Source organism: Streptomyces sp. NPDC001933, assembly GCF_042890955.1.
Classification (GTDB): domain Bacteria; phylum Actinomycetota; class Actinomycetes; order Streptomycetales; family Streptomycetaceae; genus Streptomyces.
Genome location: NZ_JBIASS010000019.1, coordinates 66,898 through 93,460, shown reverse-complemented (window position 1 = coordinate 93,460; position 26,563 = coordinate 66,898). Strand labels below are relative to the sequence as shown.

Annotated in this window: 25 protein-coding genes and 1 other RNA gene; 4 read left to right on the top strand and 22 right to left on the bottom strand. The window is 71.1% G+C overall.

From position 1 onward, the window contains the following. Positions 1 to 468: 468 nt before the first annotated feature. The 3 genes from ACFYY7_RS34710 to ACFYY7_RS34700 all read right to left on the bottom strand — a co-directional run bounded on the left by ACFYY7_RS34710 (position 469) and on the right by ACFYY7_RS34700 (position 3,456). Positions 469 to 2,115 carry an IS200/IS605 family accessory protein TnpB-related protein gene (locus ACFYY7_RS34710; RefSeq protein WP_388667885.1) on the bottom strand — a complete coding sequence of 549 codons (1,647 nt, stop codon included), beginning with the start codon at positions 2,113 to 2,115 and terminating at the stop codon, positions 469 to 471. A gap of 456 nt (positions 2,116 to 2,571) precedes the next feature. After that, positions 2,572 to 2,865 carry a DUF3039 domain-containing protein gene (locus tag ACFYY7_RS34705; protein ID WP_072484142.1) on the bottom strand — a complete coding sequence of 98 codons (294 nt, stop codon included), beginning with the start codon at positions 2,863 to 2,865 and terminating at the stop codon, positions 2,572 to 2,574. 30 nt (positions 2,866 to 2,895) lie between these two features. After that, positions 2,896 to 3,456: a YqgE/AlgH family protein gene (locus ACFYY7_RS34700; RefSeq protein ID WP_326765863.1), complete on the bottom strand. Its 561-nt coding sequence runs from the start codon at positions 3,454 to 3,456 to the stop codon at positions 2,896 to 2,898. A gap of 276 nt (positions 3,457 to 3,732) precedes the next feature. Here ACFYY7_RS34700 and murA point away from each other — a divergent pair, with 276 nt between their 5' ends. Beyond that, positions 3,733 to 5,073 (top strand): UDP-N-acetylglucosamine 1-carboxyvinyltransferase, encoded by a 1,341-nt coding sequence (gene murA / locus ACFYY7_RS34695; RefSeq protein WP_124723249.1) that lies wholly within the window; start codon positions 3,733 to 3,735, stop codon positions 5,071 to 5,073. Between the two features lie 205 nt (positions 5,074 to 5,278). Here murA and ACFYY7_RS34690 read toward each other — a convergent pair whose 3' ends face one another. The 6 genes from ACFYY7_RS34690 to ACFYY7_RS34665 form a co-directional block, all read right to left on the bottom strand. After that, complete coding sequence (locus tag ACFYY7_RS34690) at positions 5,279 to 5,560, bottom strand: HU family DNA-binding protein (protein ID WP_003968811.1); 282 nt, start codon at positions 5,558 to 5,560, stop codon at positions 5,279 to 5,281. A 427-nt stretch (positions 5,561 to 5,987) separates the two neighbouring features. After that, positions 5,988 to 7,418, bottom strand: a complete 1,431-nt coding sequence (locus ACFYY7_RS34685) for an NAD-dependent malic enzyme (protein ID WP_388667803.1) — start codon at positions 7,416 to 7,418, stop codon at positions 5,988 to 5,990. A 420-nt stretch (positions 7,419 to 7,838) separates the two neighbouring features. Next, entirely contained in the window at positions 7,839 to 10,223 is a 2,385-nt protein-coding gene (locus ACFYY7_RS34680; protein WP_388667802.1) for a HelD family protein, read from the bottom strand. 104 nt (positions 10,224 to 10,327) lie between these two features. Then, positions 10,328 to 11,194: an anti-sigma factor family protein gene (locus ACFYY7_RS34675; RefSeq protein WP_388667801.1), complete on the bottom strand. Its 867-nt coding sequence runs from the start codon at positions 11,192 to 11,194 to the stop codon at positions 10,328 to 10,330. After that, positions 11,191 to 11,820, bottom strand: coding sequence for a sigma-70 family RNA polymerase sigma factor (locus tag ACFYY7_RS34670; RefSeq protein WP_388667800.1), 630 nt, complete (start codon positions 11,818 to 11,820; stop codon positions 11,191 to 11,193). The genes ACFYY7_RS34675 and ACFYY7_RS34670 overlap by 4 nt, the downstream gene beginning before the upstream one ends. Before the next feature lie 89 nt (positions 11,821 to 11,909). Continuing rightward, entirely contained in the window at positions 11,910 to 12,518 is a 609-nt protein-coding gene (locus tag ACFYY7_RS34665; protein WP_388667799.1) for a CGNR zinc finger domain-containing protein, read from the bottom strand. 118 nt (positions 12,519 to 12,636) lie between these two features. Here ACFYY7_RS34665 and ACFYY7_RS34660 point away from each other — a divergent pair, with 118 nt between their 5' ends. Next, positions 12,637 to 13,263, top strand: coding sequence for a GNAT family N-acetyltransferase (locus tag ACFYY7_RS34660; RefSeq protein ID WP_388667798.1), 627 nt, complete (start codon positions 12,637 to 12,639; stop codon positions 13,261 to 13,263). Here the strand turns inward: ACFYY7_RS34660 and ACFYY7_RS34655 are convergent. From ACFYY7_RS34655 to ACFYY7_RS34635, 5 genes are all read right to left on the bottom strand, one after another. Next, positions 13,196 to 13,759 (bottom strand): GNAT family N-acetyltransferase, encoded by a 564-nt coding sequence (locus ACFYY7_RS34655; protein WP_376307063.1) that lies wholly within the window; start codon positions 13,757 to 13,759, stop codon positions 13,196 to 13,198. The two genes, ACFYY7_RS34660 and ACFYY7_RS34655, sit on opposite strands and share 68 nt — an antisense overlap. A 40-nt stretch (positions 13,760 to 13,799) precedes the next feature. Further along, positions 13,800 to 14,180, bottom strand: a complete 381-nt coding sequence (locus tag ACFYY7_RS34650; protein ID WP_388667797.1) for a DUF4259 domain-containing protein — start codon at positions 14,178 to 14,180, stop codon at positions 13,800 to 13,802. Between the two features lie 93 nt (positions 14,181 to 14,273). Then, positions 14,274 to 15,425 carry a uroporphyrinogen-III synthase gene (locus tag ACFYY7_RS34645; RefSeq protein WP_388667884.1) on the bottom strand — a complete coding sequence of 384 codons (1,152 nt, stop codon included), beginning with the start codon at positions 15,423 to 15,425 and terminating at the stop codon, positions 14,274 to 14,276. A 179-nt stretch (positions 15,426 to 15,604) separates the two neighbouring features. Beyond that, on the bottom strand, positions 15,605 to 15,730 hold the full coding sequence (locus ACFYY7_RS34640) for a hypothetical protein (protein WP_388667796.1): 126 nt from the start codon (positions 15,728 to 15,730) through the stop codon (positions 15,605 to 15,607). Between the two features lie 39 nt (positions 15,731 to 15,769). Next, positions 15,770 to 16,780 (bottom strand): LysR family transcriptional regulator, encoded by a 1,011-nt coding sequence (locus tag ACFYY7_RS34635; RefSeq protein WP_388667795.1) that lies wholly within the window; start codon positions 16,778 to 16,780, stop codon positions 15,770 to 15,772. 82 nt (positions 16,781 to 16,862) lie between these two features. Between ACFYY7_RS34635 and ACFYY7_RS34630 the strand changes: the two genes are divergently transcribed. Beyond that, positions 16,863 to 18,122 (top strand): MFS transporter, encoded by a 1,260-nt coding sequence (locus ACFYY7_RS34630; RefSeq protein ID WP_388667794.1) that lies wholly within the window; start codon positions 16,863 to 16,865, stop codon positions 18,120 to 18,122. Between the two features lie 88 nt (positions 18,123 to 18,210). Here the strand turns inward: ACFYY7_RS34630 and ssrA are convergent. The 5 genes from ssrA to ftsE all read right to left on the bottom strand — a co-directional run bounded on the left by ssrA (position 18,211) and on the right by ftsE (position 22,107). Continuing rightward, positions 18,211 to 18,580: a transfer-messenger RNA gene (gene ssrA / locus ACFYY7_RS34625) on the bottom strand. 107 nt (positions 18,581 to 18,687) lie between these two features. Beyond that, positions 18,688 to 19,176 carry an SsrA-binding protein SmpB gene (smpB, locus tag ACFYY7_RS34620; RefSeq protein ID WP_356087135.1) on the bottom strand — a complete coding sequence of 163 codons (489 nt, stop codon included), beginning with the start codon at positions 19,174 to 19,176 and terminating at the stop codon, positions 18,688 to 18,690. An 18-nt stretch (positions 19,177 to 19,194) separates the two neighbouring features. Beyond that, entirely contained in the window at positions 19,195 to 20,409 is a 1,215-nt protein-coding gene (locus ACFYY7_RS34615; protein ID WP_388667793.1) for a S41 family peptidase, read from the bottom strand. Between the two features lie 67 nt (positions 20,410 to 20,476). Beyond that, positions 20,477 to 21,394, bottom strand: a complete 918-nt coding sequence (ftsX, locus tag ACFYY7_RS34610; protein ID WP_383722055.1) for a permease-like cell division protein FtsX — start codon at positions 21,392 to 21,394, stop codon at positions 20,477 to 20,479. Positions 21,395 to 21,417: 23 nt separating this feature from the next. After that, positions 21,418 to 22,107 carry a cell division ATP-binding protein FtsE gene (ftsE, locus tag ACFYY7_RS34605; protein WP_030922922.1) on the bottom strand — a complete coding sequence of 230 codons (690 nt, stop codon included), beginning with the start codon at positions 22,105 to 22,107 and terminating at the stop codon, positions 21,418 to 21,420. Between the two features lie 280 nt (positions 22,108 to 22,387). Between ftsE and ACFYY7_RS34600 the strand changes: the two genes are divergently transcribed. Then, positions 22,388 to 22,588: a hypothetical protein gene (locus ACFYY7_RS34600; RefSeq protein ID WP_266732537.1), complete on the top strand. Its 201-nt coding sequence runs from the start codon at positions 22,388 to 22,390 to the stop codon at positions 22,586 to 22,588. 112 nt (positions 22,589 to 22,700) lie between these two features. Here the strand turns inward: ACFYY7_RS34600 and ACFYY7_RS34595 are convergent, their stop codons facing one another. The 3 genes from ACFYY7_RS34595 to ACFYY7_RS34585 form a co-directional block, all read right to left on the bottom strand. Then, entirely contained in the window at positions 22,701 to 23,621 is a 921-nt protein-coding gene (locus ACFYY7_RS34595) for a hypothetical protein (RefSeq protein ID WP_388667792.1), read from the bottom strand. A 380-nt stretch (positions 23,622 to 24,001) separates the two neighbouring features. Next, entirely contained in the window at positions 24,002 to 25,108 is a 1,107-nt protein-coding gene (gene prfB / locus ACFYY7_RS34590; protein ID WP_124723230.1) for a peptide chain release factor 2, read from the bottom strand. 152 nt (positions 25,109 to 25,260) lie between these two features. Next, a complete protein-coding gene (locus tag ACFYY7_RS34585) occupies positions 25,261 to 26,499 on the bottom strand; it encodes a serine/threonine-protein kinase (protein WP_388667791.1) in 1,239 nt (412 codons plus the stop codon). Positions 26,500 to 26,563 lie beyond the last annotated feature (64 nt).

Below are 26,563 nucleotides of genomic sequence, written 5' to 3'. Positions count from 1 at the left end.
GCGAACTTGGCGGCCGGACAGTTGTCGTCGCCGAAGAGCGAGGTGTAGGCCTCGATGCCCTTGCGGGTCTTGTCGCTGTTGATGGCCGCCTTGTACGTTCCGCCGCTCTCGTCGGCGAGTTCGCCGTCCTTGACGTATCCGGCGGTGTCGGTGTTGCCGTACTCGATGAGGTCCGGGGCGCTCTTGGGGTCGTTGAACGTCGCCTTGATGCGCTGGGCGCGGGTGTCGACCGGTATGTACTCGATCTCGACCTCCACGTCCCTGCGGGCCTTCTTGAAGTCGGCGACCGCCGCGTCGACGACCTGTTCCTTGGGCTTGTTGCCGACTTCCTGGAAGAGCCAGACACGCAGTGTGCCGGTCCTCTCGTCCCCTTGGCCCCGGTGTCGGAGGTCTGCGGCGCGCATGCGGTGGCGGCGAGACCCGCCAGCACAAGGGCCGCGGCCGAGACGGCAATTCGGGCAGACAGCTTCATCCGGGAACCGTTCCTAGGCCAGTGTGCATGAGTGGGTCCCGGACCCACTCATGCGTGCTGGGCGCATCCCGAACGGTGTTGGATGCGCTGGGTCCCCGCTTTCTCGTCCCGCTCGGCGGCACGCCTCCGGGGGCGTGGTCCGTGACGGGTGGGCGGGTTCCCTCACGCCCCCGTGCACCTGGTCGGGCCTGGGCGGTCCGATGCCCCGCACGATCACTCCGGTCGTGTGGGGGCGGTGCCGTCCGACGCCGGATCGGGTGTCCGAGGGCGCGTCGTCCGATCGCGATGCCTGCGGCATCGTGACGGGACAGTCTGCGGCGCGGGGTGGCCAGTGGCTTCTGCCAGTGCTGGGCACCCCACACGGAGGTGTAGGCGGGATCGACCGCGACAATGCTCAGGCCCTGTTCGGTGGCCATGGAGACCAGCCGGGCCCTGAGTTTCCCGGTCGGGATGCCGGAGATCAGCTGCCGGAACCGTTTGCGGCGGCCGTGTTTCTCCCGGGTCTTCTCGGCGGTGAAGTCGAGGTCCTCGATCGCGATCGCACCCGCACCGGTCTGCCTGGCCCAGTGCAGGAGCCGGGTCAGGGCGTGGCGGATCTGGGCGTCGCGGTGTCCGGTGGTGCCGGACAGGTCGTAGAAGAACCGCCGGGGTTCGCCGACCGGGTTGCCGTGGGGGTCGAGGTGGTAGGCGGCGAAGTGGTCGGCGTTGGTGTCGACACCGATCATGCCCCGGGCGCGGGCGGCCTGCAATGGGATCATCTGGACAGCGGGGCGTTGCCAGGACGCGGTGAGGTACCAGCGGACGCGGTCGGTGTCGAGATGGATGCGGTAGGCGACGGCCCGGTTCGCGGCGATCCGGTCGGCCCACTCCACGCCACGGTGCGCGAAGCTGACACGTGCGGTGAGGGTGTACCGGCCGTGCTTGGCATTGGCCAGGTGGGCCAGCGGGGCGGGAAGCTTGATCGACACTTCGCCGGTGTCGGTGACGCGGATCGTCTCGTTCCCGAACCGCTTCCCCGACTCACCGTCCGCGGCGATGAACCAGCGTTCCGCCTCCCACCACTGCCGCCACTGCTCCTCGGTGAGATGGGCCTGGGCGAGGTGGTGGCGGGTGTTCAGGAGACGCTTGCCGCCCCGCACGACCCGAACGCGTCCGGCCTGCCGGTCACGGACCGCCGCGGTGTGGCGTGCTTCCAGGGCTTTGAGGCGGCGGGACTTGTGGAACCACTCGCCCCGGGAGCGGTAACCGCCCGGGGCGCGCTTCGTCCCGGGCGCGCCGATGGGGAGGGACAGGCGGTGCCGCAGCGTCCTGATCCCGGCTTCGAGTGTCTGGATGTATGCGGCCTGGCAACGGCGCGCGAGTGCCCACTGGTCGTGTGTGGCCTTGGTGATCGCACCCGCGATCCGCGACGACGACACCCCGGTCAGTCCCCGCTTCCGCGACGCCCAGGACTCCGCGCCGTGCTCCAGACCATCCGCACAACGGGCCTTCAGATCACGCGAAGCCAGACGCCCCTGATACTCACCGACCAGACGCAGAACCTTCTCGTCCTGGGGCGTGAGGTGCTTGAGACGGTCCCGGACCGCCACCCCGCACGGCCCTGACACCACGAACGGCGCCGCCAACTCCCGCACACCACCCACCACAACACCCCCTCCCCACGAGACCGGACACCACCACCCAGCCCAACGAGCACCGGCCGCCAAGGTCACCCATTCGGCACCAGAACTACCGTTCCCACCCCACGAAATCACCGACCGGACCCACTCCCGCCCACCACAACTCACTCCAGCCACCCAAATCGACAGCAGCTCACAACCCCTACCGGTCCGCGTTGCAGCATACGCAACGAGCGTTTCGTACTGCACAACTGGCAGGAGAGTAGGTGCGTACGCAGACGCCGACAAGTGGTCTCTACCACTCTGTGACCCGGCGAAGCAGTCCGTGCAACGCGAAGGCCCCGGGACGCGGGTTCGTGCAACGCGACGGACCCTCGGGGCACGCGTCCGTACAACGCGAAGGGCCCCCGGGGCACGCGTCGTACGCGTGCCCCGGGGGCCCGAAGCGGAGGTCGCCGGACGGCTCCGGCCCGCTTCTCGCTACTTCTTGTCCTTGCCGCCCTTGCCCTTGTCCTTGTCGCCACCGGCGCCCATGGACTCGTAGATCTCCTTGCACATCGGACAGACCGGGTACTTCTTGGGATCGCGCCCCGGCACCCAGACCTTCCCGCACAGTGCGACCACGGGGGTGCCCTCCAGGGCACTCGCCATGATCTTGTCCTTCTGGACGTAATGGGCGTAGCGCTCGTGGTCGCCGTCGCCGTTCGACACCTGCGGCGTCGGTTCCACGAGGGTTCCGGTACCTGCCCCGCGCTCGGGCTCGAGAGTGCTCATAACCGCCAAGGGTACCGACCGCCCGGAGCTTCAGTTCAGCGAAGGGTCGTCCGGATACGTGGCGATCATCGCCAGTTCGCTGCGCTGGCGGCGCAGGACCGCGCGCCAGAGGTGCTCCGGGCGCGGGGAGGAGACGTCCCCGGGTTCGGACTCGACCACGTACCAGGCACCCTCGGTCAGTTCGGTCTCCAGCTGTCCGGGGCCCCAGCCCGCGTACCCGGCGAAGATCCGCAGCGAGCCGAGCGCCGCGGCCAGCAGCTCCGGGGGCGCCTCCAGGTCCACCAGCCCGATCGCCCCGTACACCCGGCGCCAGCCGAGCGGGCCCTCGTCGCCGGGGATCACGGCCACGCCGAGCGCCGAGTCGAGCGAGACCGGGCCGCCCTGGAAGACGACGTCCGGCTCGCCGGTCAGGCCGGCCCAGGGCGTGAGGATGTCGCCGACGCCGACCGGGGTCGGGCGGTTCAGGACCACGCCGAGTGAGCCCTCCTCGTCGTGGTCGAGGAGGAGCACCACCGCACGGTCGAAATTCGGGTCCGCGAGCGCGGGTGTGGCCACGAGCAGTCGCCCTGTGAGCGAGGACACCTCCGTCATGGCAGAAATGATCCCGCATCTTCGCCCGCCGCGGGGGCCAAGCGGGCGGCCCGGTCACCGGCCGGGCCGGAGCGCAGCTCAGGGCGCACGGATGCATGGGGAGCGCGCGATCCGGAGGGCCTTGCGGACGGTAACCCTCCGCAAGACCCGGGGAGCAGAGCGTGTTGTGGCGGATTCATGACGTTCGTACACCCCCGGTTCTCTTACGGAATGGGGGTAGTCGGCCATTACTCTTTCGTTTGGCCCCCTGCCCGACCACTCCGGAACGCGAGATTCATGACCGGCACAGACGATGTCCTGCTTGTCCACGGCGGAACCCCGCTGGAGGGCGAGATCCGCGTCAGAGGCGCCAAGAACCTGGTGCCGAAGGCGATGGTCGCCGCGCTGCTCGGCAGCGGGCCCAGCCGGCTGCGCAACGTGCCCGACATCCGCGACGTGCGGGTGGTCCGGGGGCTGCTCCAGCTGCACGGGGTGACGGTCCGGCCCGGTGACGAACCGGGTGAGCTGATCCTGGACCCGACCCATGTGGAGAGCGCCAACGTCGCCGACATCGACGCCCACGCGGGCTCCTCGCGCATTCCGATCCTGTTCTGCGGCCCGCTGCTGCACCGGCTCGGCCACGCGTTCATCCCGGGCCTCGGCGGCTGCGACATCGGCGGCCGGCCGATCGACTTCCACTTCGACGTGCTGCGGCAGTTCGGCGCGACCATCGAGAAGCGGGCGGACGGGCAATACCTGGAGGCCCCGCAGCGGCTGCGCGGCACGAAGATCCGGCTGCCGTACCCGTCGGTTGGTTCCACCGAGCAGGTGCTGCTGACGGCGGTGCTCGCCGAGGGCGTCACCGAACTGTCCAACGCGGCCGTGGAGCCGGAGATCGAGGACCTCATCTGCGTACTGCAGAAGATGGGCGCGATCATCTCGATGGACACCGACCGGACGATCCGGATCACCGGTGTCGACCGGCTGGACGGTTATACCCACCGGGCCATCCCGGACCGCCTGGAGGCGGCCTCCTGGGCGTCCGCAGCGCTGGCCACCGAGGGCAACATCTACGTACGGGGCGCACAGCAGCGCTCGATGATGACGTTCCTCAACACCTTCCGCCGGGTCGGCGGCGCCTTCGAGATCGACGACGAGGGCATCCGCTTCTGGCACCCGGGCGGCGCGCTGAACGCCATCGCCCTGGAGACGGACGTGCACCCCGGTTTCCAGACCGACTGGCAGCAGCCGCTGGTGGTGGCCCTGACGCAGGCCACGGGCCTGTCCATCGTCCACGAGACGGTGTACGAGTCGCGGCTCGGCTTCACCTCCGCGCTCAACCAGATGGGCGCGCACATCCAGCTCTACCGCGAGTGCCTGGGCGGCTCCGACTGCCGCTTCGGCCAGCGCAACTTCCTGCACTCGGCGGTCGTGTCCGGGCCGACCCGGCTGCAGGGCGCGGACCTGGTCATCCCGGACCTGCGCGGCGGTTTCTCGTATCTGATCGCCGCGCTGGCGGCGCAGGGCACGTCGCGGGTGCACGGCATCGACCTGATCAACCGCGGCTACGAGAACTTCATGGACAAGCTGGAGAAGCTGGGCGCGAAGGTCGAGCTGCCGGGCGGGGCGCTGGTCTGAGACCGGGCGCCGGACGGCTGCTGACGGGGGTTCGGGGCACTGCCCCGGGCCCCCGTTGCCCGTTTCCGGGCCTCTGTTCCCCGTCGACCGGGCCCCCGGGGCCTCGATACCGGGCCTCAGAGGCACAGAACGGGGCCTCTCGGGCCGGTACACCGAAGGGCGGTCACCCTGGTGGGGTGACCGCCCTTCGTCGCGCCTGTGGGGCTTACTTGCCCTTGGCGGCTTCCTTGAGCTTGGAGCCCGCGGAGACCTTCACGCTGTAGCCGGCCGGGATGTTGATCGGGTCGCCGGTCTGCGGGTTACGAGCGGTGCGAGCGGCACGGTGGGTGCGCTCGAAGGTCAGGAAGCCGGGGATGGTGACCTTCTCGTCGCCCTTGGCGACGATCTCACCGACGGTCTCGGCGAGGGCGGCCAGCACGGCGTCGGCGTCCTTGCGAGTCACCTCGGCGCGGTCGGCCAGGGCGGCCACCAGCTCACTGCGGTTCATGTTGTTACTCCCGTGTTCTTCTTGCCTGTGAGGCGTGAGATCGAAGCCGATGCTGCCAGGGCCCTCGGACAGTCCCCGGACCCGGGTCTGTCGTCAGACCCTCGCGCCCGATTACGCATCCTGCCCCCACCTGCGGCGGTAACGCCAATCCGGCACCCTCCGGAGTCACACGAAAAGCGCCACCGCCTCCTCGTGGTGACGTTCCGTCGACTCCCCGAAAGCGTTCCGCAGTGGACGCGGGGCTCAGGGCTGCCCCGTAATCCCTGGCGGGCGGGACGCGCCGCCCGCCCACCCTAAAGGGGCGTTTGGGGCGTCGCGACCCGCGACGCGCCGTAGGCCGGGCCGACGTGGGCCGGACCTGCGTGGGGCGCCGCGGGCGCGCACGGCGACGGCAGGGGTCGCGCCGGGGCGTGCGGGCGGATCCGGGTCAGACGAGGTTGCCCGGGGCCACCCCGGCGGCGGCCTTCGCGGCCTCCCGGACGGCGCCGGCGACCGCGCCCGCGACCCGGTCGTTGAAGACCGACGGGATGATGTAGTTCGCGTTCAGTTCGTCCTCGGCGACCACGTCGGCGAGGGCACCCGCCGCGGCAAGCATCATCTCCGTGTTGACGGTGCGGGACTGGGCGTCCAGCAGACCGCGGAAGACACCCGGGAAGACCAGCACGTTGTTGATCTGGTTCGGGAAGTCGGAGCGGCCGGTGGCGACAACTGCTGCCGTCTGGCGAGCGATTGCCGGCTCCACCTCGGGGTCCGGGTTCGCGAGCGCGAACACGATCGCGCCCTCGGCCATGGCCGCGACGTCGTCGCCGTCCAGCACGTTCGGGGCGGAGACGCCGATGAAGACGTCGGCGTCCACGACGGCCTGCTTGAGGGTGCCGGTGACGGACTCCGGGTTGGTGTTGTCGGCGATCCAGCGCAGCGGCGAGTCGGCGTCGGCGGAGACGAGGTCCTCGCGGCCGGCGTGCACCACGCCGTGGATGTCGGCGACGACGGCGTGCTTGACGCCCGCGGCGATGAGGAGCTTCAGGATGGCCGTACCGGCCGCTCCGGCGCCGGACATGACGACCCGTACGTCCCCGATTCCCTTGCCCACCACGCGAAGTGCGTTGGTCAGCGCGGCCAGCACGACGATCGCGGTGCCGTGCTGGTCGTCGTGGAAGACCGGGATGTCCAGGGCCTCGCGCAGCCGTGCCTCGATCTCGAAGCAGCGGGGTGCGGAGATGTCCTCCAGGTTGATGCCCGCGAAGCCGGGGGCGATCGCCTTGACGATCTCGACGATGGCGTCGGTGTCCTGGGTGTCCAGGCAGATCGGCCAGGCGTCGATGTCGGCGAACCGCTTGAAGAGGGCCGCCTTGCCCTCCATGACCGGCATGGCGGCCATCGGGCCGATGTTGCCGAGGCCGAGCACGGCGGAGCCGTCCGTCACGACCGCAACGGTGTTGCGCTTGATGGTGAGGCGGCGGGCGTCCTCGGGGTTCTCGGCGATCGCCATGCAGACCCGGGCCACGCCCGGGGTGTAGATCATCGAGAGGTCGTCACGGTTGCGGATGGGGTGCTTGGACGCCATCTCGATCTTGCCGCCGAGGTGCATCAGGAACGTACGGTCGGAGACCTTGCCGAGGACGACGCCCTCGATGCCGCGCAGGCCCTCGACGATCTCGTCGGCGTGCGAGGTGGAGGTGGCCGCGATGGTGACGTCGATCCGGAGCTTCTCGTGACCGGAAGCGGTCACGTCGAGGCCGGTGACCGAACCGCCGGAGGACTCCACGGCCGTGGTGAGCTGAGAGACCGCTGTGCCGCTCGCGGGCACCTCCAGCCTGACCGTCATCGAGTACGAGACGCTGGGCGCCGTTGCCATGGCCGAGTCCTTCGCTTTCCCTAGCTTCTTTGCCGCGCGGCCGGGGCGCTCGCCTCGGACACGCTTCCCGATCGTCGCACCTACTAGCCGGTAGCCGGTAATGACTGCCACTCTTCGGAAAGTAATTTCCACCATACGAGATATGAGGGCTCCAGCGGAAGCCCCAAATCTCCGGCGGAAGCCCCGGAACTGCGGTGCAAGCCCGGAAACACGAACAGACCCGCGCCACCAAGAGGTGACGCGGGTCTGTCGTACGGGTCAAGCGGCACCGACCCGCCATGCTCGCCTCGCGGCAAGTGGTCGCTCGTAGCGACGAAGGTTGGGCCCGGGGGCTTGGATCGAGCCGGTGCCGACACCAGGCTAACAAAGACCCCGAAGAAGTGATTCCCCGCGGCACAGGTTGACCCGGAAAACAGGCGATCAGTCCCTCAGCAGGTCCGGGACGCCGTCCTCGTCGGGCAGGTCCCGCTCCCCCGAGACCACCGTGAGCTGCTGTGTCGCACGCGTCAGCGCCACGTACAGCACCCGCAGGCCCGCCGGGGACTCGTCCGCGATCTCCGCGGGCGAGACGACCACCGTGGCGTCGTACTCCAGTCCCTTCGCCTCCAGGCTGCCCAGCGCCACCACCCGCTCGCCGAGCTCGGCGAGCCAGGCGCGGGCCTGGGCCCGGCGGTTCATCGCGACGACCACGCCCACCGTGCCGTCGACCTCGCCGAGCAGCCGCCGCGCCTCCTCGCGCACCGAGGCGGCCAGGTCGCCGTCGCGTACCGTCTCGAAGCGCGGCTTCACTCCGGTGGAGCGGACCGCGGACGGGGACTCCATCCCGGGCATCGCCAGCGCCAGGACCTTCGAGGCCAGCTCGGCGATCTCCGCCGGGTTGCGGTAGTTGACCGTGAGGGTGAAACGGCGGCGCGGCCGGTTGCCGAGCGCCTCGTCGCGCGCGCGGGCGGCCTCGTCCGGGTCGGACCAGGAGGACTGCGCCGGGTCCCCGACGATCGTCCAGGTGGCGTGCCTGCCGCGACGGCCGACCATCCGCCACTGCATGGGCGTCAGGTCCTGCGCCTCGTCGACGATGACGTGCGCGTACTCCGTACGCTCCGCCGCCAGCCGCTCGGCGCGCTCGCGCTGCGTCTCCTCGCGCTGCGGCATCAGCTCCTCCAGACCGGAGAGCTGGTCCAGCGGGTCGAGTTCGCGCTTCTTCTTCGGCCGGTGCGGGGTGCCCAGAAGCGTCTGGAGCTCGTCGAGGATGGCCACGTCGTGCACCGACAGCGGCCCGTTCCCCGCGCTGTCGAGCCGCTTCAGGGAGCGCACAAAACGGCGCACCTCGCCCTGGTTGAGCACCCGGCGGGCCCAGCGGCCGAGCCGCTTCTCGTCGGCCATCGCCGCGAGCACCCCGCGCGGGGTGAGCTCGGGCCACCAGGCGTTCAGGAAGTCGAGGAAGTCCGTCTCGGTGGAGACGTCCTCGTCGAAGGAGGAGCGCAGTTCGGCAGCGAGCTCGGGGTCGGTGTAGCGGCCCCGGCCCGAGGACTTGTTCCACAGGGCGTCCAGCAGCAGTCTGCGGGCGCGCGGGCGCAGCAGGTTGACCGGTGCGGTGCCGCCGAGGACGGACTGCCGGATGCGGTGGAGCTCGTCGGCGTTCAGCTCGACGCGGGCGCCGAACGCGACGACCCGCAGCCGGGTGGGGGTGGCGGGGGTCGCGTCCGCCCCTTCGTCGCCGAAGGACAGCTGGCCGTCCCGGTCCGCCGCCGCCTTGCGGGAGGTGCCGGGCTGTTCCAGCGCGCCCCGGGACGCCCTGCGCAGCACCTGGAGCATCCGGGAGGAGCCCTTGATCCGGGCGACGGCGGGTTCGTCGTAGGTGGTGGCGCCCTCGACGCCGGCCGCCTCGTCGGAGAGCGAGCCGACGGCGCGGATCGCGACCTGCCCCTCCTCGCCCAGCGAGGGCAGCACGCCCTCGGTGTACGCGACCAGGAGCGGGGTCGGCGAGACGACGAGGATGCCGCCCGCGTAACGCCGCCGGTCCTGGTAGAGGAGGTACGCGGCGCGGTGCAGGGCGACGGCCGTCTTGCCGGTGCCGGGGCCGCCGGAGACCTCGGTGACCGAGGCGGCGGGGGCCCGGATCACCAGGTCCTGTTCGGCCTGGATGGAGGAGACGATGTCGCGCATGGTGTGGCTGCGGGCCTGGCCGAGCGCCGCCATCAGGGCGCCGTCGCCGATGACGGGCAGCTTGTCGCCGTCCAGGTGCGCGGTCAGCTCGGGGCGCATCAGGTCGTCCTCGACCCCGAGGACCTTGCGGCCCTTGGAGCGGATGACCCGGCGGCGTACGACCCTGCCGGGTTCCTTCGGCGTCGACCGGTAGAACGGTGCGGCGGCCGGCGCGCGCCAGTCGATGACCAGCGGCGCGTAGTCGGAGTCGAGGACCCCGATCCGGCCGATGTGCAGCGTCTCCGCGATATCGGCCGACAGGTCGTCGCGTACCGCGTCCTCGGCCGGTTCGACGGAGGTGTACGCGCCGTCCGGACCGCGTACGCCGTCCTTGCCGAGCAGCAGGTCGATCCTGCCGAAGAGGAAGTCCTCGAACTCGCTGTTCAGCCGGTTCAGGTGGATTCCGGCCCGGAACACCTGGGCGTCGCGCTCGGCGAGCGCCCCAGGCGTACCGACCTGGCCGCGCTTGACGGCGTCATTCATGAGAAATTCCGCCTCGTGGATCTTCTCCTCAAGGCGGTGGTACACACGGTCGAGATGTTCCTGCTCGACACCGATTTCCCGGTCCCGCAACGAATCGACAGCGGCATCCTGCGCGGCCACCGAGGCCCCCTTCTGACGTGCATTGGGCAGCCGTCAACCTTATGCGAAGGGGGACCCGCCGCGCACCTGCCGCGCGTCTCGAAATGGTCTGCCCGGGATCTCGGTCAGGCATCGACCTCGACCAGCCGCCTGCCGTCGAACGTACGCACCTCGAAATGGTCGATGTCGCCCCGGCCCATGGCGGCGCCGCCGGAGACCTGGAGCGGGTATCGCGCTCCCGGGTACGTGGAGCCCTCGATGCCGTATCCCCACTCCGGCACGGACCAGGAGGAGACGACCTCCTCCTCACCGGTCTTCGACACCGCGATCAGCCGGCATTTCTGCGGGCCCTTGACGTTCCTGAGCTCCAGCACGGTGCTGGTGCCCCAGGGCTTCCTCGCCATGCCGATCGTGGCGTCGACCCGGGTGACGGGGTCGGTGGCCCGCACCTTCTCCGGCATGCGGCCGACGGAGGCGTCCCCGGAGTCCACGGAGTCTCCGGCGGGGCTGGTGGGACTGGTGGGGCTGGTGGGGTACGGTTCGGCCGCCCGTGTCGTCGGGCCGTCGTCGCCGCTCGCCAGGACCACGGCCACCGGGCCGCCGATGATCAGTGCCACCGCCGCCGCCACCAGCCAGATGGAGCGGCGCCTGCGCCGGGCCCGCCCGGCGCTCACCTCGTCGAGCAGCCGCTCCAGCACGCGGGGGCCGGGCTGCCCCGGTACGTAGCGGGCGGCGGGGGCGCCCGGGGACACGGAGACCCTCGCGAGCACGGGCCCCAGGGCTGCGAGCTCGTCGAGCCGGGCGGCGCACAGGTCGCAGTCGGCGAGGTGCGCCTCGAAGGCGGACGCCTCGGCGTCGTCGAGAACACCGAGGAGGTACGCGCCGGCGGCGTCGTGCCCGGCGGCGTCGGCCGCGTGACCAACGGGGCCGGGGCGGCCGCAGGGCCCGGCCGGACCGGGTCCGAAGGGCTCCCACTCGTGGTCGTCGTTCATGCCGTGATCCCCCTCTCCTCCAGCGCGAGCTTCATCGAGCGCAGTGCGTAGAAGACCCGCGACCGTACCGTCCCGCTCGGAACGCCCAGCACCTCGGCCGCCTCGCCGACCGTGCGGCCCTTGAAGTAGGTCTCGATCAGGGCTTCCCGGTGCGCGGCGGTCAGATCGTCGAGCGCCTCGGACAGTGTCATCAGCCACAGCGCCTTCTCCATCTCGTCCTCCGCCGGAACGGCCTCCAGCGGCGACGGATCGACCTCGGGCGGCCGGGCCTGCCGGCTGCGGTGGCCGTCGATGACGATGCGCCGGGCGACCGTCACCAGCCAGGGCCGGACCGATCCGGTGGCGCTGCCCAGCCGTCCGGCGTTCTTCCAGGCGCGGATGAGCGTCTCCTGCACCACGTCCTCGGCGCGCTGCCGGTCACCGGCGACCAGCCGGAGCACGTAGGCGAACAGGGGCCCGGCATGCTCCCGGTAGAGCGCCCGCATCAGCTCCTCGTCCGGGACGGCGGAAGGTGACGAGGGCGGAGGCTCGGGCGCGGAAGGCTGGGGTGGTGGCGGCTGTGTCTGCCCGTCGCGGTGCCGAGCCCTGTGCGGACGATCATCGGCCACGGCCGCATCCTTGCGCACCCGAACCTCCCGGTCGAGACCCTGTGGAGCTCCTAGGTCATCGAATACGGGGGCGGACCGCGATCCGTTCAAACCTGGCTCGGGTTTCCTTACGGGACCGCCGCGTCCGGCACCGCCACGGCCGCCACCCGACGCCGGTGCCGGGCCACCCGCTCACGGTTCCCGCAGACCTCGCCGGAGCACCAGCGGCGCCGCCGGCCGCGTGAGGTGTCCAGGTAGAGGCGGCGGCAGTTGTCCGCCTCGCAGCGGCGCAGTCCGGCGCGGGCCACGGGGTCGGTGAGGAGTTCGACGGCGTCACGGGCCACGGCGGCCAGCAGCGCCCCGCACTCGGGATCGGCGCTCAGTGTCCGTACCAGCTTGCCGCTCCTGCCGCGCACGGCCCGCAGACCCGGTGGCGCCTCGGCAGCGAGCGCGTTGACCCGGTCCAGGGCGCCCCCGGCGCCACGGCCGCCCAACTCGGCGGTCAGCAGCCGTTCGACGCCGGTCCGCAGCTGCCGGAAACGCACCACCCAGCTCTCGTCCACGGCGTCGAGGCACGTGCCGTCCGGTACGAGTCCGGCGGCGAGCAGCCAGTCGGCCAACCGCTCGGCGCAGTCGAGCAGTTCGCACGCGCCGGTGGTTCCGACCCCGGTCGCCACGAGGTCGAGGCAGGGCCGACCGGAGTCGAACCGCCAGTCGCACGAGCTCTTGGCCGCCATGCGCATGTCACCGCCTCGGGGTCACCGGTGGGGTCTCCCCCAGAGTGCTCCTCGCGGGGCGAGCCCGGAACCCCTGCTGCCGCGCGGTGTCCGGGGACATGGGCCGTACGGTTGCCGGATGGACGACGATCACGCCACCACCGACACCCTCTCGGCCGGCCCGCTCCTGCTCAGGCCCTGGCTGGCCGCGGACCTCCCGGCACTGATCGAGGCGTACCGCGATCCCGCGATGCGCGCCATGCTGCGTTCCCAGGTCACGGACGAGGCGGAGGCGGAGCAGTGGCTGCGGGTGCGGCAGGAGGGCTGGGAGTCCGGCAGCTACTTCAGCTTCGCGGTGGTGGACCGCGATCGCGACGGCGAACTGGTCGGAAATGTGGCGCTCAAGTACCCCGCACCGGGCACCGGCAGCGCGGAGGTCGGCTACTGGACGGCGGCGCCCGCACGCGGCCGAGGGATCGCGCCACTGGCGCTCGGGGCGCTCGGCGACTGGGCGTTCGAGGCGTTCGCCGGGGACGGACTGACGCGCCTGGACCTGATGCACCGACTGGACAACGAGGCGTCCTGCCGGGTCGCGGAGAAGAGCGGGTACGGCTTCGTGGAGGTACTTCCGGCGCGGCCGCCCTGGCCAGTGGACGGGCACCGGCACACGCGGCTGCGTACCGGAAGCGTGCAGCTGGTCAGCCCGTGGGCGGACCGTCGTGCAGGATCCGCTGGAACAGGCAGTGGTCACGCCATTCGCCGTTGATGTGGAGGTAGCGCGGGGCCATCCCGAACTGCTCGAAGCCGCACTTGGCGAGCACCCGCTGCGAGGCGAAGTTGTCCAGTACCGTCCCCGCCTCCACCCGGTGCAGGTGCAGCTCGTCCCTGGCCAGCTCGCAGATCCGCTCCACGGCGGCCGTGGCGAGACCGCGGCCCGCGTACTCGACGTCGACCCAGTACCCGAGCGTCCCGCTGCGCAGCGGCCCGAGCACGATGCCGTTCAGGTTGAACGCGCCGATCGCGCGGTCCTCCTCGTCGGCGAGCACCCAGGGCATCACCCGCCCCGCGTCGCGGTCCGCGAACATCGCGGCCAGCCGCTCCGACTGACCCTGCTCGGTGTAGAAGAAGTCGGGCCGTACGGGCTCCCAGCGCTCCATGTACGCACGGCTGCGGGTCAGCGAGACGGCGAGGGAGGCGGCGTCGGCCGGGGCGGCGGGGCGGAGCCGTACCTCCGCGTCGAGCCGGTGGATGTCCTGAGTCATCCCGGCACGCTATCCCGGTGCGATCCCCCCTCGCGCCCCCTTACTGCGCCGTGTGCGCCTGCTCTGCCAGGGCTATCAGCCGGTCGAAGGTGCGGATCAGCTCCGCTCGTCTGTCCTCCTTGTACTCCGGCTCGGGCTCCAGGTCGTCGATGGTCCGCTCCCACACGTCCATGAACGTCTTCTTCCAGCCCTCGGCCACCACCGGCTCCGGCACGCTCGCGCCGACGTGGTTCTGCTCCGCCATCAGGCACAGCAGCTCGACGTTGCACGGCACGGCGACGCCGTCGTACTCGTCGGGCTCCAGGCCGACCGGGTCACCGGCCATCGCCTCCTCGATCTCCGAGACGAGCCGTCCGGTGATGCCCGACAGATGGTCCGCCGCCGTGTCACTGTCGAAATTCCCGCTGCCCCAGGTACCCACGGGGCCCCCTTCCGCCGGTCTTTCCTGCCTGCCCCCGTTCTACCAAGCGGCACTGACAGCGGAGCACCTGCGGCAGCGGTCTCAGGGGCGGGCTCAGGAGCAGCCTCGGCGGCGGCCCTCGCCGCCCTCCGCCGTGTCCAGCGCCAGCCGGTAGCCGCGTTTGACGACCGTCTGGACGATCCGGGGCGCACCCAGTGCCGTGCGCAGCCGCGCCATGGCCGTCTCCACCGCGTGCTCGTCGGTGCCGCCGCCGGGCAGCGCGCGCAGCAGATCGGCGCGGGACACCACCCAGCCCGGCCGGCGGGCCAGGGCGTGCAGCAGGGCCATACCGGCGGGCTGCACCGGGCGCGGCTCCCCGTCGACGGTCACGGCATGGCCCCGGATCTCGACCCGGTGCCCGGCGACCGGCAACGCCGGGGCCCTGGCGGGGAGTTCCTGGCAGAGCAGCTGGACGAGCGGGGCGATCCGGAAGCGTTCCGGCTGGACGGTGCCGATGCCCCTGGCCTGCAGGGGCTGGGCGGTGACCGGTCCGACGCAGGCCACGAGGACGTCTTCGCGCAGTGCGCTCAGGAGCTCCGGGAGCAGCCCGCGCTTCTCGGCCCGGCCGAGCAGGGAGGCGGCGGCCGGGGCGCTGGTGAAGGTGAGCGCGTCCAGGCCGCGGGCGAGGGTGGTGTCGAGCAGCCGGTCGAGCGGGGCGATGTCCTCGGGGTCCGTCCAGCGGTAGACGGGTACGGCGAGGACCTCGGCGCCCGCGGCGCGCAGCGACTCGATGAAGCCGGGAAGGGGTTCGCCGTGCAGCTGGAGGGCGATGCGGCGGCCCGCCACGCCCTCGGCCAGGAGCCGGTCCAGTACCTCGGCCATGGACTCGGAGGCGGGTGACCACGTCTCGGTCAGCCCGGCGGCCCGGACGGCGCCCTTGACCTTGGGGCCCCGGGCCAGCAGTTCGGCGCCGCCCAGGGCCGCCGACAGCCGTTCGCCCAGGCCCCAGCCCCCTGCTGCCTCGATCCAGCCGCGGAAGCCGACCGCGGTGGTGACGACGGCCACGTCGGGGGCGGTGTCGACGATTGCGCGGGTGGCGGCGAGCAGTTCGCCGTCGTCGGCGAGCGGCACGATCCGCAGGGCGGGTGCGTGCAGGACCACGGCGCCCCGGCGTTCCAGCAGCGCGCCGAACTCCTCCGCGCGCCGTGCGGCGGTGACCCCGACGGTGAAGCCCGCGAGGGGGCCGTGCTGTTCGTCCTCGTGCATGTGGTCTTCCCGGCTCTCGTCCCGCTGCTGCCCGATGATGCCGAGGGGCGAGCCTGCCAATGATGCGTGACAGGGCTGGTTCACCCGTATTTCCCGCCGGTTACGTCACCCGGCACCGAACGGCCGTACCCGTACCCGGCCCGCCGAAGGTATACCGCACACAGCGCGTACGAGCGGGCTCAACCGCACGCAGCACGTACGAGCAGGTCAGCCGCAGGCAGCACGTACGAGCAGTTCAGCGCACGCAGCACGTACGAGCAGTTCAGCGCACGCAGCACGTACGAGCAGTTCAGCGCACGCAGCACGTACGAGCAGTTCAGCGCACGCAGCGCGTACGAGCCGGCTCAGCCGGGCTCCAGCATCAGTGCCTCGTCCGGCCCGGGAAGCCAGGTGTCGGCGGGGCGCACCAGCCAGCCCTCCGCGGAGCCCAGCCGGGCCGCGGCCTCGCGCAGGGCGTCGAGGCCCGGGTGGCGCAGCCCCTTGCGCCAGACCAGCAGGAGCGGCGAGAGCGGCACCGGCCGGACCAGCGGACGCACCACGGTGCCCGGCACCGGGGGGAAGTCGACGACGGCGAGCACCGGGTGCCGGGACTTGGCCATGACCCGCTGGAACTCCGCCACGCCTATGGCGAGCGGGGCGGGCGGCGCCAGTTCGATGCCCCGCTCGGCGAAGAGCAGCCGGGCGAAGTCCGTCCACTCCTTCGTGCGCGGGTTCCCGGCGCCCGCGTAGACGGTCTCACCGGCCAGGTCGTCGAGCGCGACGGCCTCGCGCGCGGCGAGCGGGTGGTCGTCGGGGAGCAGCACGGCCATCGGCTCGTACCGCACCGGCTGTGTGGCCAGCCGGGCTCGTACCGAGGGGTCGAGACCGGCGGCGCGGCCGAAGGAGACATCGAGCCGCCCGGCGAGGATCTCGTCCGCGGCCCAGGTCAGGCCGCTCTCGAACCGGGCCATGAGCTCGCACTCCGGAGCCAGTTCGCGGGCGCGGGCGAGTACCCGGGCGGCCGCCATGCCGTCGGTGTTGAGGTCGACGAAGAGCGGCCGGGCCGCCGGGTCGGCGAAGGCGGCGGCGAGGTCGGCGTGCGCGTCCAGCACCCGTCGCGCGTACGGCAGCAGCCGCTCGCCGTCGGCGGTGAGGGCGACCTGCCGGGTGGTCCGTACGAACAGTTCCGCGCCCAGTTCGCGCTCCAGCCGGCGGATGTCACGGCTCAGTGCCTGCTGGGCGATGTAGAGCCGGGCGGCGGCGCGGGTGAAGTGCAGCTCCTCGGCCACCACGACGAAGGCGCGGAGCAGCCGGGGGTCGGTATGGGCATGGGCGGTACGCGTCCGGGTGCTCGTATCGTCAGCGGAGGAGGCCACACCAGAATTTACAACACAGATGCGTCAATCGGCGCGGAGAAGGTGTTGGACCCCGGGGACCGCCTGCCCGGAGGCTTGCTCCATGCCGTACGAGAGAAACCCCGCCACCGACCCCCTGCTCACCGTCTCCGGTGACCTGCTGGTCATCGCCCAGCGCACCGCCCCCGCCCGGCGGGCCTCCACCAACCCGTACCGCAGGCTGCTCGCCACCCCGGGCGCCCGCGCCTTCACCGTGGGCAATCTGATCGCCAGGCTGCCCATGGGGATGTTCAGCGTCAGCGCGGTCATCATGATCGCCGGGTCGCGCGGCTCGTACGCCCTGGCCGGAGCCGTCACCGCGACCGGCCTCGCCGCCACGGCGGTGGTCGCCCCCTGGACGGCCCGGCTCGTCGACCGGTACGGGCAGGCCAGGATCGCGGTGCCCGCCACCGCGATCGCCGCGCTCGGCTCGCTCGCCCTGCTGCTCTGCGTCCACTACGACGCCCCGGCCTGGACCCTCTTCGCCTCCTACGCCGCGACCGCCACCACCCCCAACACCGGCGGAATGTCCCGGGCCCGCTGGGCCCATCTGCACCGGGGCGACCCGGCCGCCCTGCACACCGCGAACTCCTTCGAACAGGCCGCCGACGAACTCTGCTTCATGCTCGGCCCGGCCCTCGCCGCACTGCTGTGCGCGGCGCTCTTCCCGGAAGCCGGAACGCTCGTCGGGGCGATCCTGCTGATGACCGGCGTCCTGATCTTCGCCGCCCAGCGCGCCACCGAACCACCGGTGGCACCCCGCACCCACGCGGGCTCCCCGCTCCGCACCCGGGGCATGCCCGCGCTGCTCGCCGCCTTCCTCGCCACCGGCGCGGTCTTCGGCGCGATGGAGGTCGTCACGATCGCCCACGCCGGAGGCGCGATCCTGGCGCTCCAGGCGGCCGGCTCGTGCGTGGCGGGCCTGCTGTACGGCTCGCTGCGCCCGGCCGCCGACATCCGGCGCCGGCTGCTGGTCTGCCTGACCGGAATGACGGCCCTGATGTCCCTGCCGCTGCTCGCCGCCGCCTCGACCGGCTCACTGCTCGCCCTCGCCGGCGCGCTGCTGCTGGCCGGCGCGGCGACGGCACCGACCATGGTCACCGGGATGACCCTGGTGCAACGCCTCACTCCGGAGAGCCAGTTGAACGAGGGCATGACGCTGGCCGTGACCGCACTGCTGGGCGGAATCGCCGCGGGTTCGGCGACCGGCGGCTGGATGGTCGAGCACACGGGCCGGGTGACGGGCTACGTCGTACCGGTCTGCGCGGCAGGCCTGGCACTGGCCGTCACGGCGGCCGGGGTCCGGGCACCCCGGGGACGGTGACCGGCAAAAGCATCCCCGGGGCCGATGACCGGCACAAGAACGAGGACCCCGCTGCCGGTGGGCAACGGGGTCCTCGTTCACATGGGAATTGTGGAGATGGCGGGAATCGAACCCGCGTCCAACGGTGCAGAATCAGGGCTTCTCCGTGTGCAGTTCGCTGCGCTTTTCTCAGCCCCGGAAATCACGCGAACAAGTCTCCGACGGGCTCAGTCACTGTTTGATTTCCTTCTAGGCCCCGTGACCGGGTCTAGAAGTTTAGATCCCTTGATGATGCCAGGATCCGGGTCGGGATCACCCCCGGGCTGACACTTCGCAAGTCGCTACTTAGGCAGCGAGGGCGAAGGAATCGCGCTTGGTGTTGGCGATTATTGGTTGCGACATATGGTTTACGAGATCATTGCCGCTTCCTCGACACGCTTCCCCTGCTTCGACATCCGCTGTCGAAACCGATCATCCCCATGTTTTGTTTTCAATGCGTGCACCTGCTGTGAGGTGCAGTGCCATCGTACGTGACCAACGCGCGACGATGCCAGCCTATTCCTGCCACCGGCTGCCCGAGCCGGTGCTACGCGCTCCGCTGGCGCCTGCGCGCCGCCGCGATCGCGCGGTTGGTCTCCCTCGTGTCCTGCTTCTCGCGGAGGGTCTGGCGCTTGTCGAACTCCTTCTTGCCCTTGGCGAGGGCGATCTCGACCTTGACCCGGCCGTCCTTGAAGTACAGCGCGAGCGGCACGATCGTGTGGCCCGTCTCGCCCGACTTCGACTCCAGCTTGTCGATCTCGGCCCGGTGCATCAGCAGCTTGCGCTTCCGCTTGGCCGAGTGGTTGGTCCAGGTCCCCTGCACGTACTCGGGCACGTGGATGTTGTGCAGCCATGCCTCGCCGCCGTCGATCTGGACGAAGCCGTCCACCAGGGAGGCCCGGCCCAGCCGCAGTGACTTGACCTCGGTGCCCATGAGCACGAGGCCGCACTCGTAGGTGTCGAGGATGTGGTAGTCGTGCCGCGCCTTCTTGTTCTGCGCGATGAGCTTGCGCCCTGTGTCCTTTTCCTTAGCCATAGTGCGGCCATTTTCGCACTACGACCCACCCCCGAGGCCACTCAATACCGTCTCGGCCCGCTGCTCGGCCTTCGAGCCGACCGCGAGGTCCGGGGTGATGCCGTGTTCCTCGACGGTGCGCCCGGCCGGAGTGCGGTAGTGGCCCACGGTCAGCTCGGCCACCGATCCGCCCGGGAGCTTGCTCGGCATCTGGACCGAGCCCTTGCCGAAGGTCCGTGAGCCGACGGTGACGGCGCGGCCCCGGTCCTGGAGCGCGCCGGTGAGGAGTTCGGCGGCGCTCATCGTGCCGCCGTCGACCAGGACGACGAGGGGGCGGCCGGTGTCGCCGCCCGGCTGCGCGTACAGGGCGCGCTGCTCGCCGTGCACGTCGTACGTGGCGACCAGGCCGCCGTCCAGGAAGGCGGAGGCGGCGGTGACGGCCTCGGCGACCAGGCCGCCGGAGTTTCCGCGCAGGTCCAGGAGCACCCCGGCGTCCGACGGCGCGTCCCGGACCGCGTCACGGACCTTGGCGCCCGAGCCCCTGGTGAACGAGTCGACCTCGATCATCACGGCCCCGGAGGAGGACGAGGGGGAGGACGAGGAGGAGGCGGCGGAACGAGGGGGGCCGAGTCGTCGCACGGTCACGGGGTCGGTGGTGAGTCTGGCCCGGTGCAGCGTCTCGGTCCGCAGGCGGGCGCCGCGCCCGATGCCCAGGACGACGGTGGAGCCCGCGGCGGCCTCCGTACGGTCTCCGCGCAGCAGGGCGACGACCTCGGCGACGGGGCGCTTGTCGACCCGGTGGCCGTCGATCGTGCGGAGCAGGTCCCCGGGCTCGATGCCGGCCCGGTCGGCGGGGCCGCCGGGCTGCACCCGGGCCACCTCGACCTGCCCGTCGGCGGAGCGCTTCGCGGCGATCCCGACACCGGTGTACGAGCCGTCCAGGGCCTGCTCGAACTCCTCGTACTGCCGCTCGTCGTACACCGCGCCCCAGCGGTCGCCGCTGCGGCTGACGACCTCCTCGGCCGCCTCCTTGCCGGACTTGCCGTCGGCCACGGCCCGCGCGGCGGCGTCGGCCACCTCGTCCTGGTCGACGGTGGAGGCGACGGAACGGCTCGCCAGGGCCTCGGACTTCGCGCCGCCGCGGGGCAGCGAGCCGGTGACCGCCCCGGTGGCCAGCACGCCCGCGAAGACCAATGTCAGAGCAGCCCCGCGGCGGACGCCGCGGGGCCCGAAACACTGCGTGGGGCCCGACATGTCGCCGAGTCTAGGACAACGCCCCCTCGGCGCACGGCCGGTTGGCCGCGCACCGAGGGGGCGCTTGTCACACCTTGAGGTACTTGCGGAGCGCGAAGAGCGCGGCAACGGCGGGCATCAGCAGGCCGATTGCCAGGACCAGGGGCAGCTTGGTGAAGACCGCGTCCCAGCCGATGAAGTCGATCAGATTCAGCTTGCTCTGGAGCGCCAGGCCGCCGTCGATCAGGAAGTACCGGCCCGCCAGCAGCATCACGCAGGCCAGGACACCGCCGATGAGACCGGCGAACGCGGCCTCCATGATGAACGGCATCTGGATGTAGAAGCCGGAGGCCCCCACCAGCCGCATGATGCCCGTCTCGCGCCGCCGGCTGAACGCGGACACCCGGACGGTGTTCACGATCAGCATCAACGCGATGACCAGCATCAGCGCCATGACGAAGAGTGCGGCCACGTTCATGCCGTTCATCAGCTGGAAGAGGTTGTCCAGGATGCTTCTCTGGTCCTGGACGGACTGCACCCCGTCACGGCCGGCGAAGGCGGTGGCGACGACCTTGTACTTCTTCGGGTCGTGGAGCTTGACCCGGTAGGACTCCTGCATCTGGTCCGGCGTGATGTTGCTCGCCATGGGCGAGTCGCCGAACTGGTCCTGGTAGTGCTTGTACGCCTGGTCGGCGGACTCGTACGTGACCGTGTCGACGACGTCCATCTTGTCGAGGTCGGTCTGGATCTGCTTCTTCTGCTCCGCGGTGACAGCGCCCTTGGCGCACTTGGGAGTCGAGGTCACATCGCTCTTGCTGCAGAGGAAGATCGAGACGTTGACCTTGTCGTACCAGTAGTCCTTCATCGTGCTGACCTGCTCGCGCATGAGCAGCGCGCCGCCGAACAGGGCGAGCGAGAGGGCGACGGAGACGACGACGGCGAAGGTCATCGTGAGGTTGCGACGGAGGCCGACGCCGATCTCCGACAGGACGAACTGGGCGCGCATGGCGTCCTTTCAGTGCTCGGTGCTCAGTGCTGGTAGCCGTAGACGCCGCGGGCCTGGTCGCGTACGAGACGGCCCTTCTCCAGCTCGATGACGCGCTTGCGCATCTGGTCGACGATGTTCTGGTCGTGGGTCGCCATGATCACGGTGGTGCCGGTCCGGTTGATCCGGTCCAGCAGCTTCATGATGCCGACGGAGGTCTGCGGGTCGAGGTTGCCGGTCGGCTCGTCCGCGATCAGCAGCATGGGGCGGTTCACGAACGCCCGCGCGATCGCCACGCGCTGCTGCTCACCACCGGAGAGCTCACCGGGCATCCGGTCCTCCTTGCCGCCGAGGCCGACCAGGTCGAGAACCTGGGGCACCGCCTTGCGGATCTCTCCGCGCGGCTTGCCGATGACCTCCTGCGCGAACGCCACGTTCTCCGCAACGGTCTTGTTGGGCAGGAGCCTGAAGTCCTGGAACACGGTGCCCAGCTGGCGCCGCATGTGCGGCACCTTCCAGTTGGACAGGCGCGCGAGGTCCTTGCCCAGGACGTGGACCATGCCCTGGCTGGCACGCTCCTCGCGGAGGATGAGTCGCATGAAGGTGGACTTGCCGGAGCCGGATGAGCCCACCAGGAAGACGAACTCGCCCTTCTCGATATCGAGAGACACATCCCGTAGAGCGGGACGGCTCTGCTTCGGGTAGGTCTTGGAGACGTTGTCGAATCGGATCACGGATGCACCACGGTCGGCCGGGAGTAGGTGTGCGTGACACTACGCGACCCGGACTGAGGCGTGCAGGCGCGCGTCCGAGGATGGGCGTTTTATGGCGGAACGGGATCGGTCGGAAGCCGGTGCGAAGCAGGTCCGAAGCACTATGGATCGGGTGATGTCCGGCGGGCCGCGCCGAAATCCGCGCGAGCTGGCACAGTGGTAGGGGGAACGGTTGCGTTTCCATGAGCGTTGTGCGGAGAGAAAGCGTATGCGGCTCCGCCGCGCGGGAGGAGGAAAGCGCATGACCTATGACCGACTGGTGTGCGCGAACTGCGCGGCACCCGTCAACGAGGGCCGTTGCCCCGTGTGCCGGGCAAGCCGCGCGCGGCTGCAGCAGGAACAGGAGCAGGGAATGTTCGCCGGGCTGAACCCGGCGATGCTGGTGGCCCTGCTGGTGGTGCTGCTGGGCGCGCTGGCGCTGCTGGCGCACCAGACCGCGTAGCCGCGCGCTCCACCGGACCGCCCGCAGGCGTCGGGACGTGTACGCGGAGGGGCCCGGGATGCCGATCGGCGTCCCGGGCCCCTCTGTGCCTATCTGTTACCGCAGGTGACCCTTAGGCGACCGAACGGCTGCCCATCAGGCGCGGCATGACCCGGAAGCCGATGCCTCCGGCAATCATCGTCGCGGCGCCGACCAGCAGGAACGTGGTCTCGGCGGCACCGGTCTCGGCGAGCTCGTCCTTGCCCTTGCCCTGCTCGACCGGCTGGTTGCCGGCGGAGTCGGGGGTGGTGTTGTCCGCGCAGTTCGCGCCGTCGAGGTCGACGGTGCAGGCGTCGTCGCCACCGGTGGCGGAGCCGGTGGTGCCGCCGTTGCCGGAGGTGCCGCCGTTGTCCGTGCCGCCGTTGTCCGTGCCGCCGTTGCCGTTGCCGCCGGACTGGTGGCCACCGTTGCCGTTGCCGCCGTTGCCGTTGCCGCCGTTGTCCTGGCCGCCGTTGCCGTTGCCACCGTTGTTGCCGTTGCCGCCGTTGTCCTGGCCACCGTTGTCGGTGCCGGCGTCGGTGCCAGCGTCGGTCCCGGCGTCGGTGCCCGCGTCGGTCCCGGCGTCGGTGCCAGCGTCCGTACCAGCGTCGGTCCCGGCGTCGGTCCCGGCGTCGGTGCCAGCGTCCGTACCAGCGTCGGTCCCGGCGTCGGTCCCGGCGTCCGTACCCGCGTCGGTCCCGGCGTCCGTACCCGCGTCGGTCCCGGCGTCCGTACCCGCGTCGGTGCCAGCGTCCGTACCGGCATCCGTGCCCGCGTCCGTACCGGCGTCGACGCCGCCGCCGATGTCGGCACCGTCGGTGCTAGCCGCGGGCGCCTTGATGCCGGCGTCGATGCCCAGGCCGCCCTCGTCGACCTCCGCCTTCGCGGAGACGACGCCGAGGTCGACACCGATACCGACCGCCGATGCCGCACCGGCGGCAGTGAGCGAGGCGCCGGCGGCGATGACCGCACCGGCGGCGATCCGCGCGACGCGCAGTCGCGTCTTCTTCGTCATGTGCTGCTACCCCCAGTAGCTGTTCTCGTCAGTGGAGCAGCCATATGCGGGCCCCGGCTCTGCGGGGTTCGCTCCGAGCAGCGCCACTTGGAGCCGTGGTCATGCCGCCCGCCCCCGTTCACACCCGTCCCAGACATACGCATGCTGCCCTAGCACCCTGTCCACAGTTAAGGACTACGTCAAGGCCGTTCCGTGCAATATGCACTGCTTTATTCGCAGTTGGTCTTCATTCGGAGTCACGACTGTGACGCACTCGCCACAGCTCCCGCGCAACCCGAAGCCTCAACTCCCCTTCGGGAACGGCCCCGTGCGGCCGACGAAAAGCGGCGGTGCCGGAGACCCCGTGGGGATTCCGGCACCGCCGTGAACGCTTGCTGTTCCTACTTCTCCCGCTGCTTGCGCCAGCGGATGCCCGCTTCCAGGAAGCCGTCGATCTCGCCGTTGAAGACCGCTTCCGGGTTGCCCATCTCGAACTCCGTACGCAGGTCCTTGACCATCTGGTACGGGTGCAGGACGTACGACCGCATCTGGTTGCCCCAGGAGTTTCCGCCGTCGCCCTTGAGGGCGTCCATCTTGGCCTGCTCCTCCTGGCGTCGGCGTTCGAGGAGCTTCGCCTGGAGGACGTTCATCGCGGATGCCTTGTTCTGGATCTGCGAGCGCTCGTTCTGGCACGAGACGACGATGCCGGTCGGGAGGTGGGTCAGGCGGACCGCGGAGTCCGTGGTGTTGACGCCCTGGCCACCGGGGCCCGACGAGCGGTACACGTCCACGCGCAGCTCGGACTCGTCGATCTCGATGTGGTCGGTCTGCTCGACCACCGGCAGCACCTCGACGCCCGCGAAGGACGTCTGGCGGCGGCCCTGGTTGTCGAAGGGCGAGATCCGGACGAGCCGGTGGGTGCCCTGCTCGACGGAGAGCGTGCCGTAGGCGTACGGCACCTGGACGGCGAAGGTGGTCGACTTGATGCCGGCCTCTTCCGCGTACGACGTCTCGTAGACCTCGGTCTTGTACCCGTGCCGCTCGGCCCAGCGGATGTACATGCGCTGGAGCTTCTCGGCGAAGTCGGCCGCGTCCACGCCACCGGCCTCGGCCCGGATGTTGACCAGCGCCTCGCGGGAGTCGTACTCGCCGGAGAGGAGCGTACGGACCTCCATCTCGTCCAGCGCCTTGCGGACCGACTCCAGCTCGGACTCGGCCTCGGCCAGGGCGTCGGCGTCGCCCTCGTCCTGGGCGAGCTCGAAGAGGACTTCGAGATCGTCGATCCGGCCGCGGAGGGCCTCGGTCTTGCGGACCTCGGCCTGGAGGTGCGAAAGCTTGCTGGTGATCTTCTGCGCCGCCTCCGGGTCGTCCCAGAGGGAAGGCGCTGCCGCCTGCTCCTCGAGCGCGGCGATGTCCGCCCTCAGCGCATCCAGGTCCAGGACGGCCTCGATCGACCCCATGGTCGAGGAGAGGGACTTCAGCTCTTCGGAAATATCGACGACTGCCACGGGTCCAGCGTAACGGCTGTCGGCACGGACGTTCCTCGGGCCGCATGATCAGGACCCCGCGACCATGTGCCGGGCGCCTGTGGGGGCGCGTGCCGGGCGCCTTCCCCGGCCGCTCCCGGGCCCGCCGGGAGCCTCCTCGCCGAGCCCTCGGGTCAGGGCGTGCCCGGCGCCGAGTTGCCCGTCTCCCGCGCGGGTGCGCCCGCGTCGTCGTCGCTCAGCGCCAGCCAGCCGCCCACGCCCAGCGCCACCAGCAGCACCAGGGCCGCGGCGCCCAGGGTGAGGCGGCGCTTGCGGACGGCCGCGGACTTGTTGCGGGCGGAGCCGGGGCGGGGCGTGCCCGGGGAGCGGGGGGCCCTGGCGGTGCCCCGGGGGCCGCCGGAGAGCTCGTCGGGGGCCGGGACGCGCATGCTCGTGTGGGTGTCGCGGTTGGAGTCGGCGGACGAGCCGGGGACCAGCGGGACCGCGCCGCGGCGGCGGGGTTCCTCGGGGGCGGGGGTGTACTGCTGCTCGTCGTACGTCTGAGGTTCCGGCTCGGTGCCCGGCTCGTCCACGTCGAGCGGCGGGATGCCGGTCAGGTGCGGGAGCTGCTCGCGCAGCCGGGCCGCGAGCTCGGAGGCGCGCAGCCGGGAGGCGGGGGCCTTGGCCAGGCACTGGACCAGGAGCTGCCAGAGCTCGTCGGGGATGCCGGGGAGCGGTACGACCGTCTCCGTGACGTGCCGGCGCAGCACGGCGCCGGGGTGTCCGCCGCCGAAGGGCGTGAAGCCGGCGAGGAGTTCGTACAGGACGGTGGCGAGGGCGTAGATGTCGACGGCGGCGCGCGGCGGCAGCCCCTCGACTATCTCGGGGGCCAGGTAGTCCGGCGTGCCGATGATCTTGGTGGCCTTGGTGCGGCGGGGGGTGTCGATCAGCTTGGCCACGCCGAAGTCGGTGAGCAGCGCGGGGTGCGAGCCGCCGGGGCCGAGCGGGCCCTCCATGTCGAGCAGGATGTTCTCCGGCTTGACGTCGCGGTGGACCACTCCGGCCGCGTGCGCGGCGGCGAGGCCGTCGGCGACGTCCGCGATGATCGCCACCGCGGCCTCGGGGGCGAGGCGGCGTTCGCGGTCCAGGCGGGTGCGCAGGTCGGTGCCGCGTACCAGGTCCATGACCAGTGCCAGGTCGTTGCCGTCCACCACGAGGTCGCGGACCGCGACGACGTGCGGATGGTCGAGCCCGAGCAGGGCGGTGCGCTCCTGGACGAAGCGGCCGACGAGTTCCTGGTCGGACGCGAGGTCCTCGCGGAGCAGCTTGATGGCCACCGGGCCCTCGGGCCCCTCGCCGAGCCAGACCGTGCCGGCGCTGCCGCGCCCCAGGATCTGGTGTGCGGTGTACCGGCTGCCGATATTCCGTGCCAAGACTGCTCCCTCAGCGGCTGGCGATGGACCGTCGCTCATGACCCCCGGTCGACAAAGTTACGCG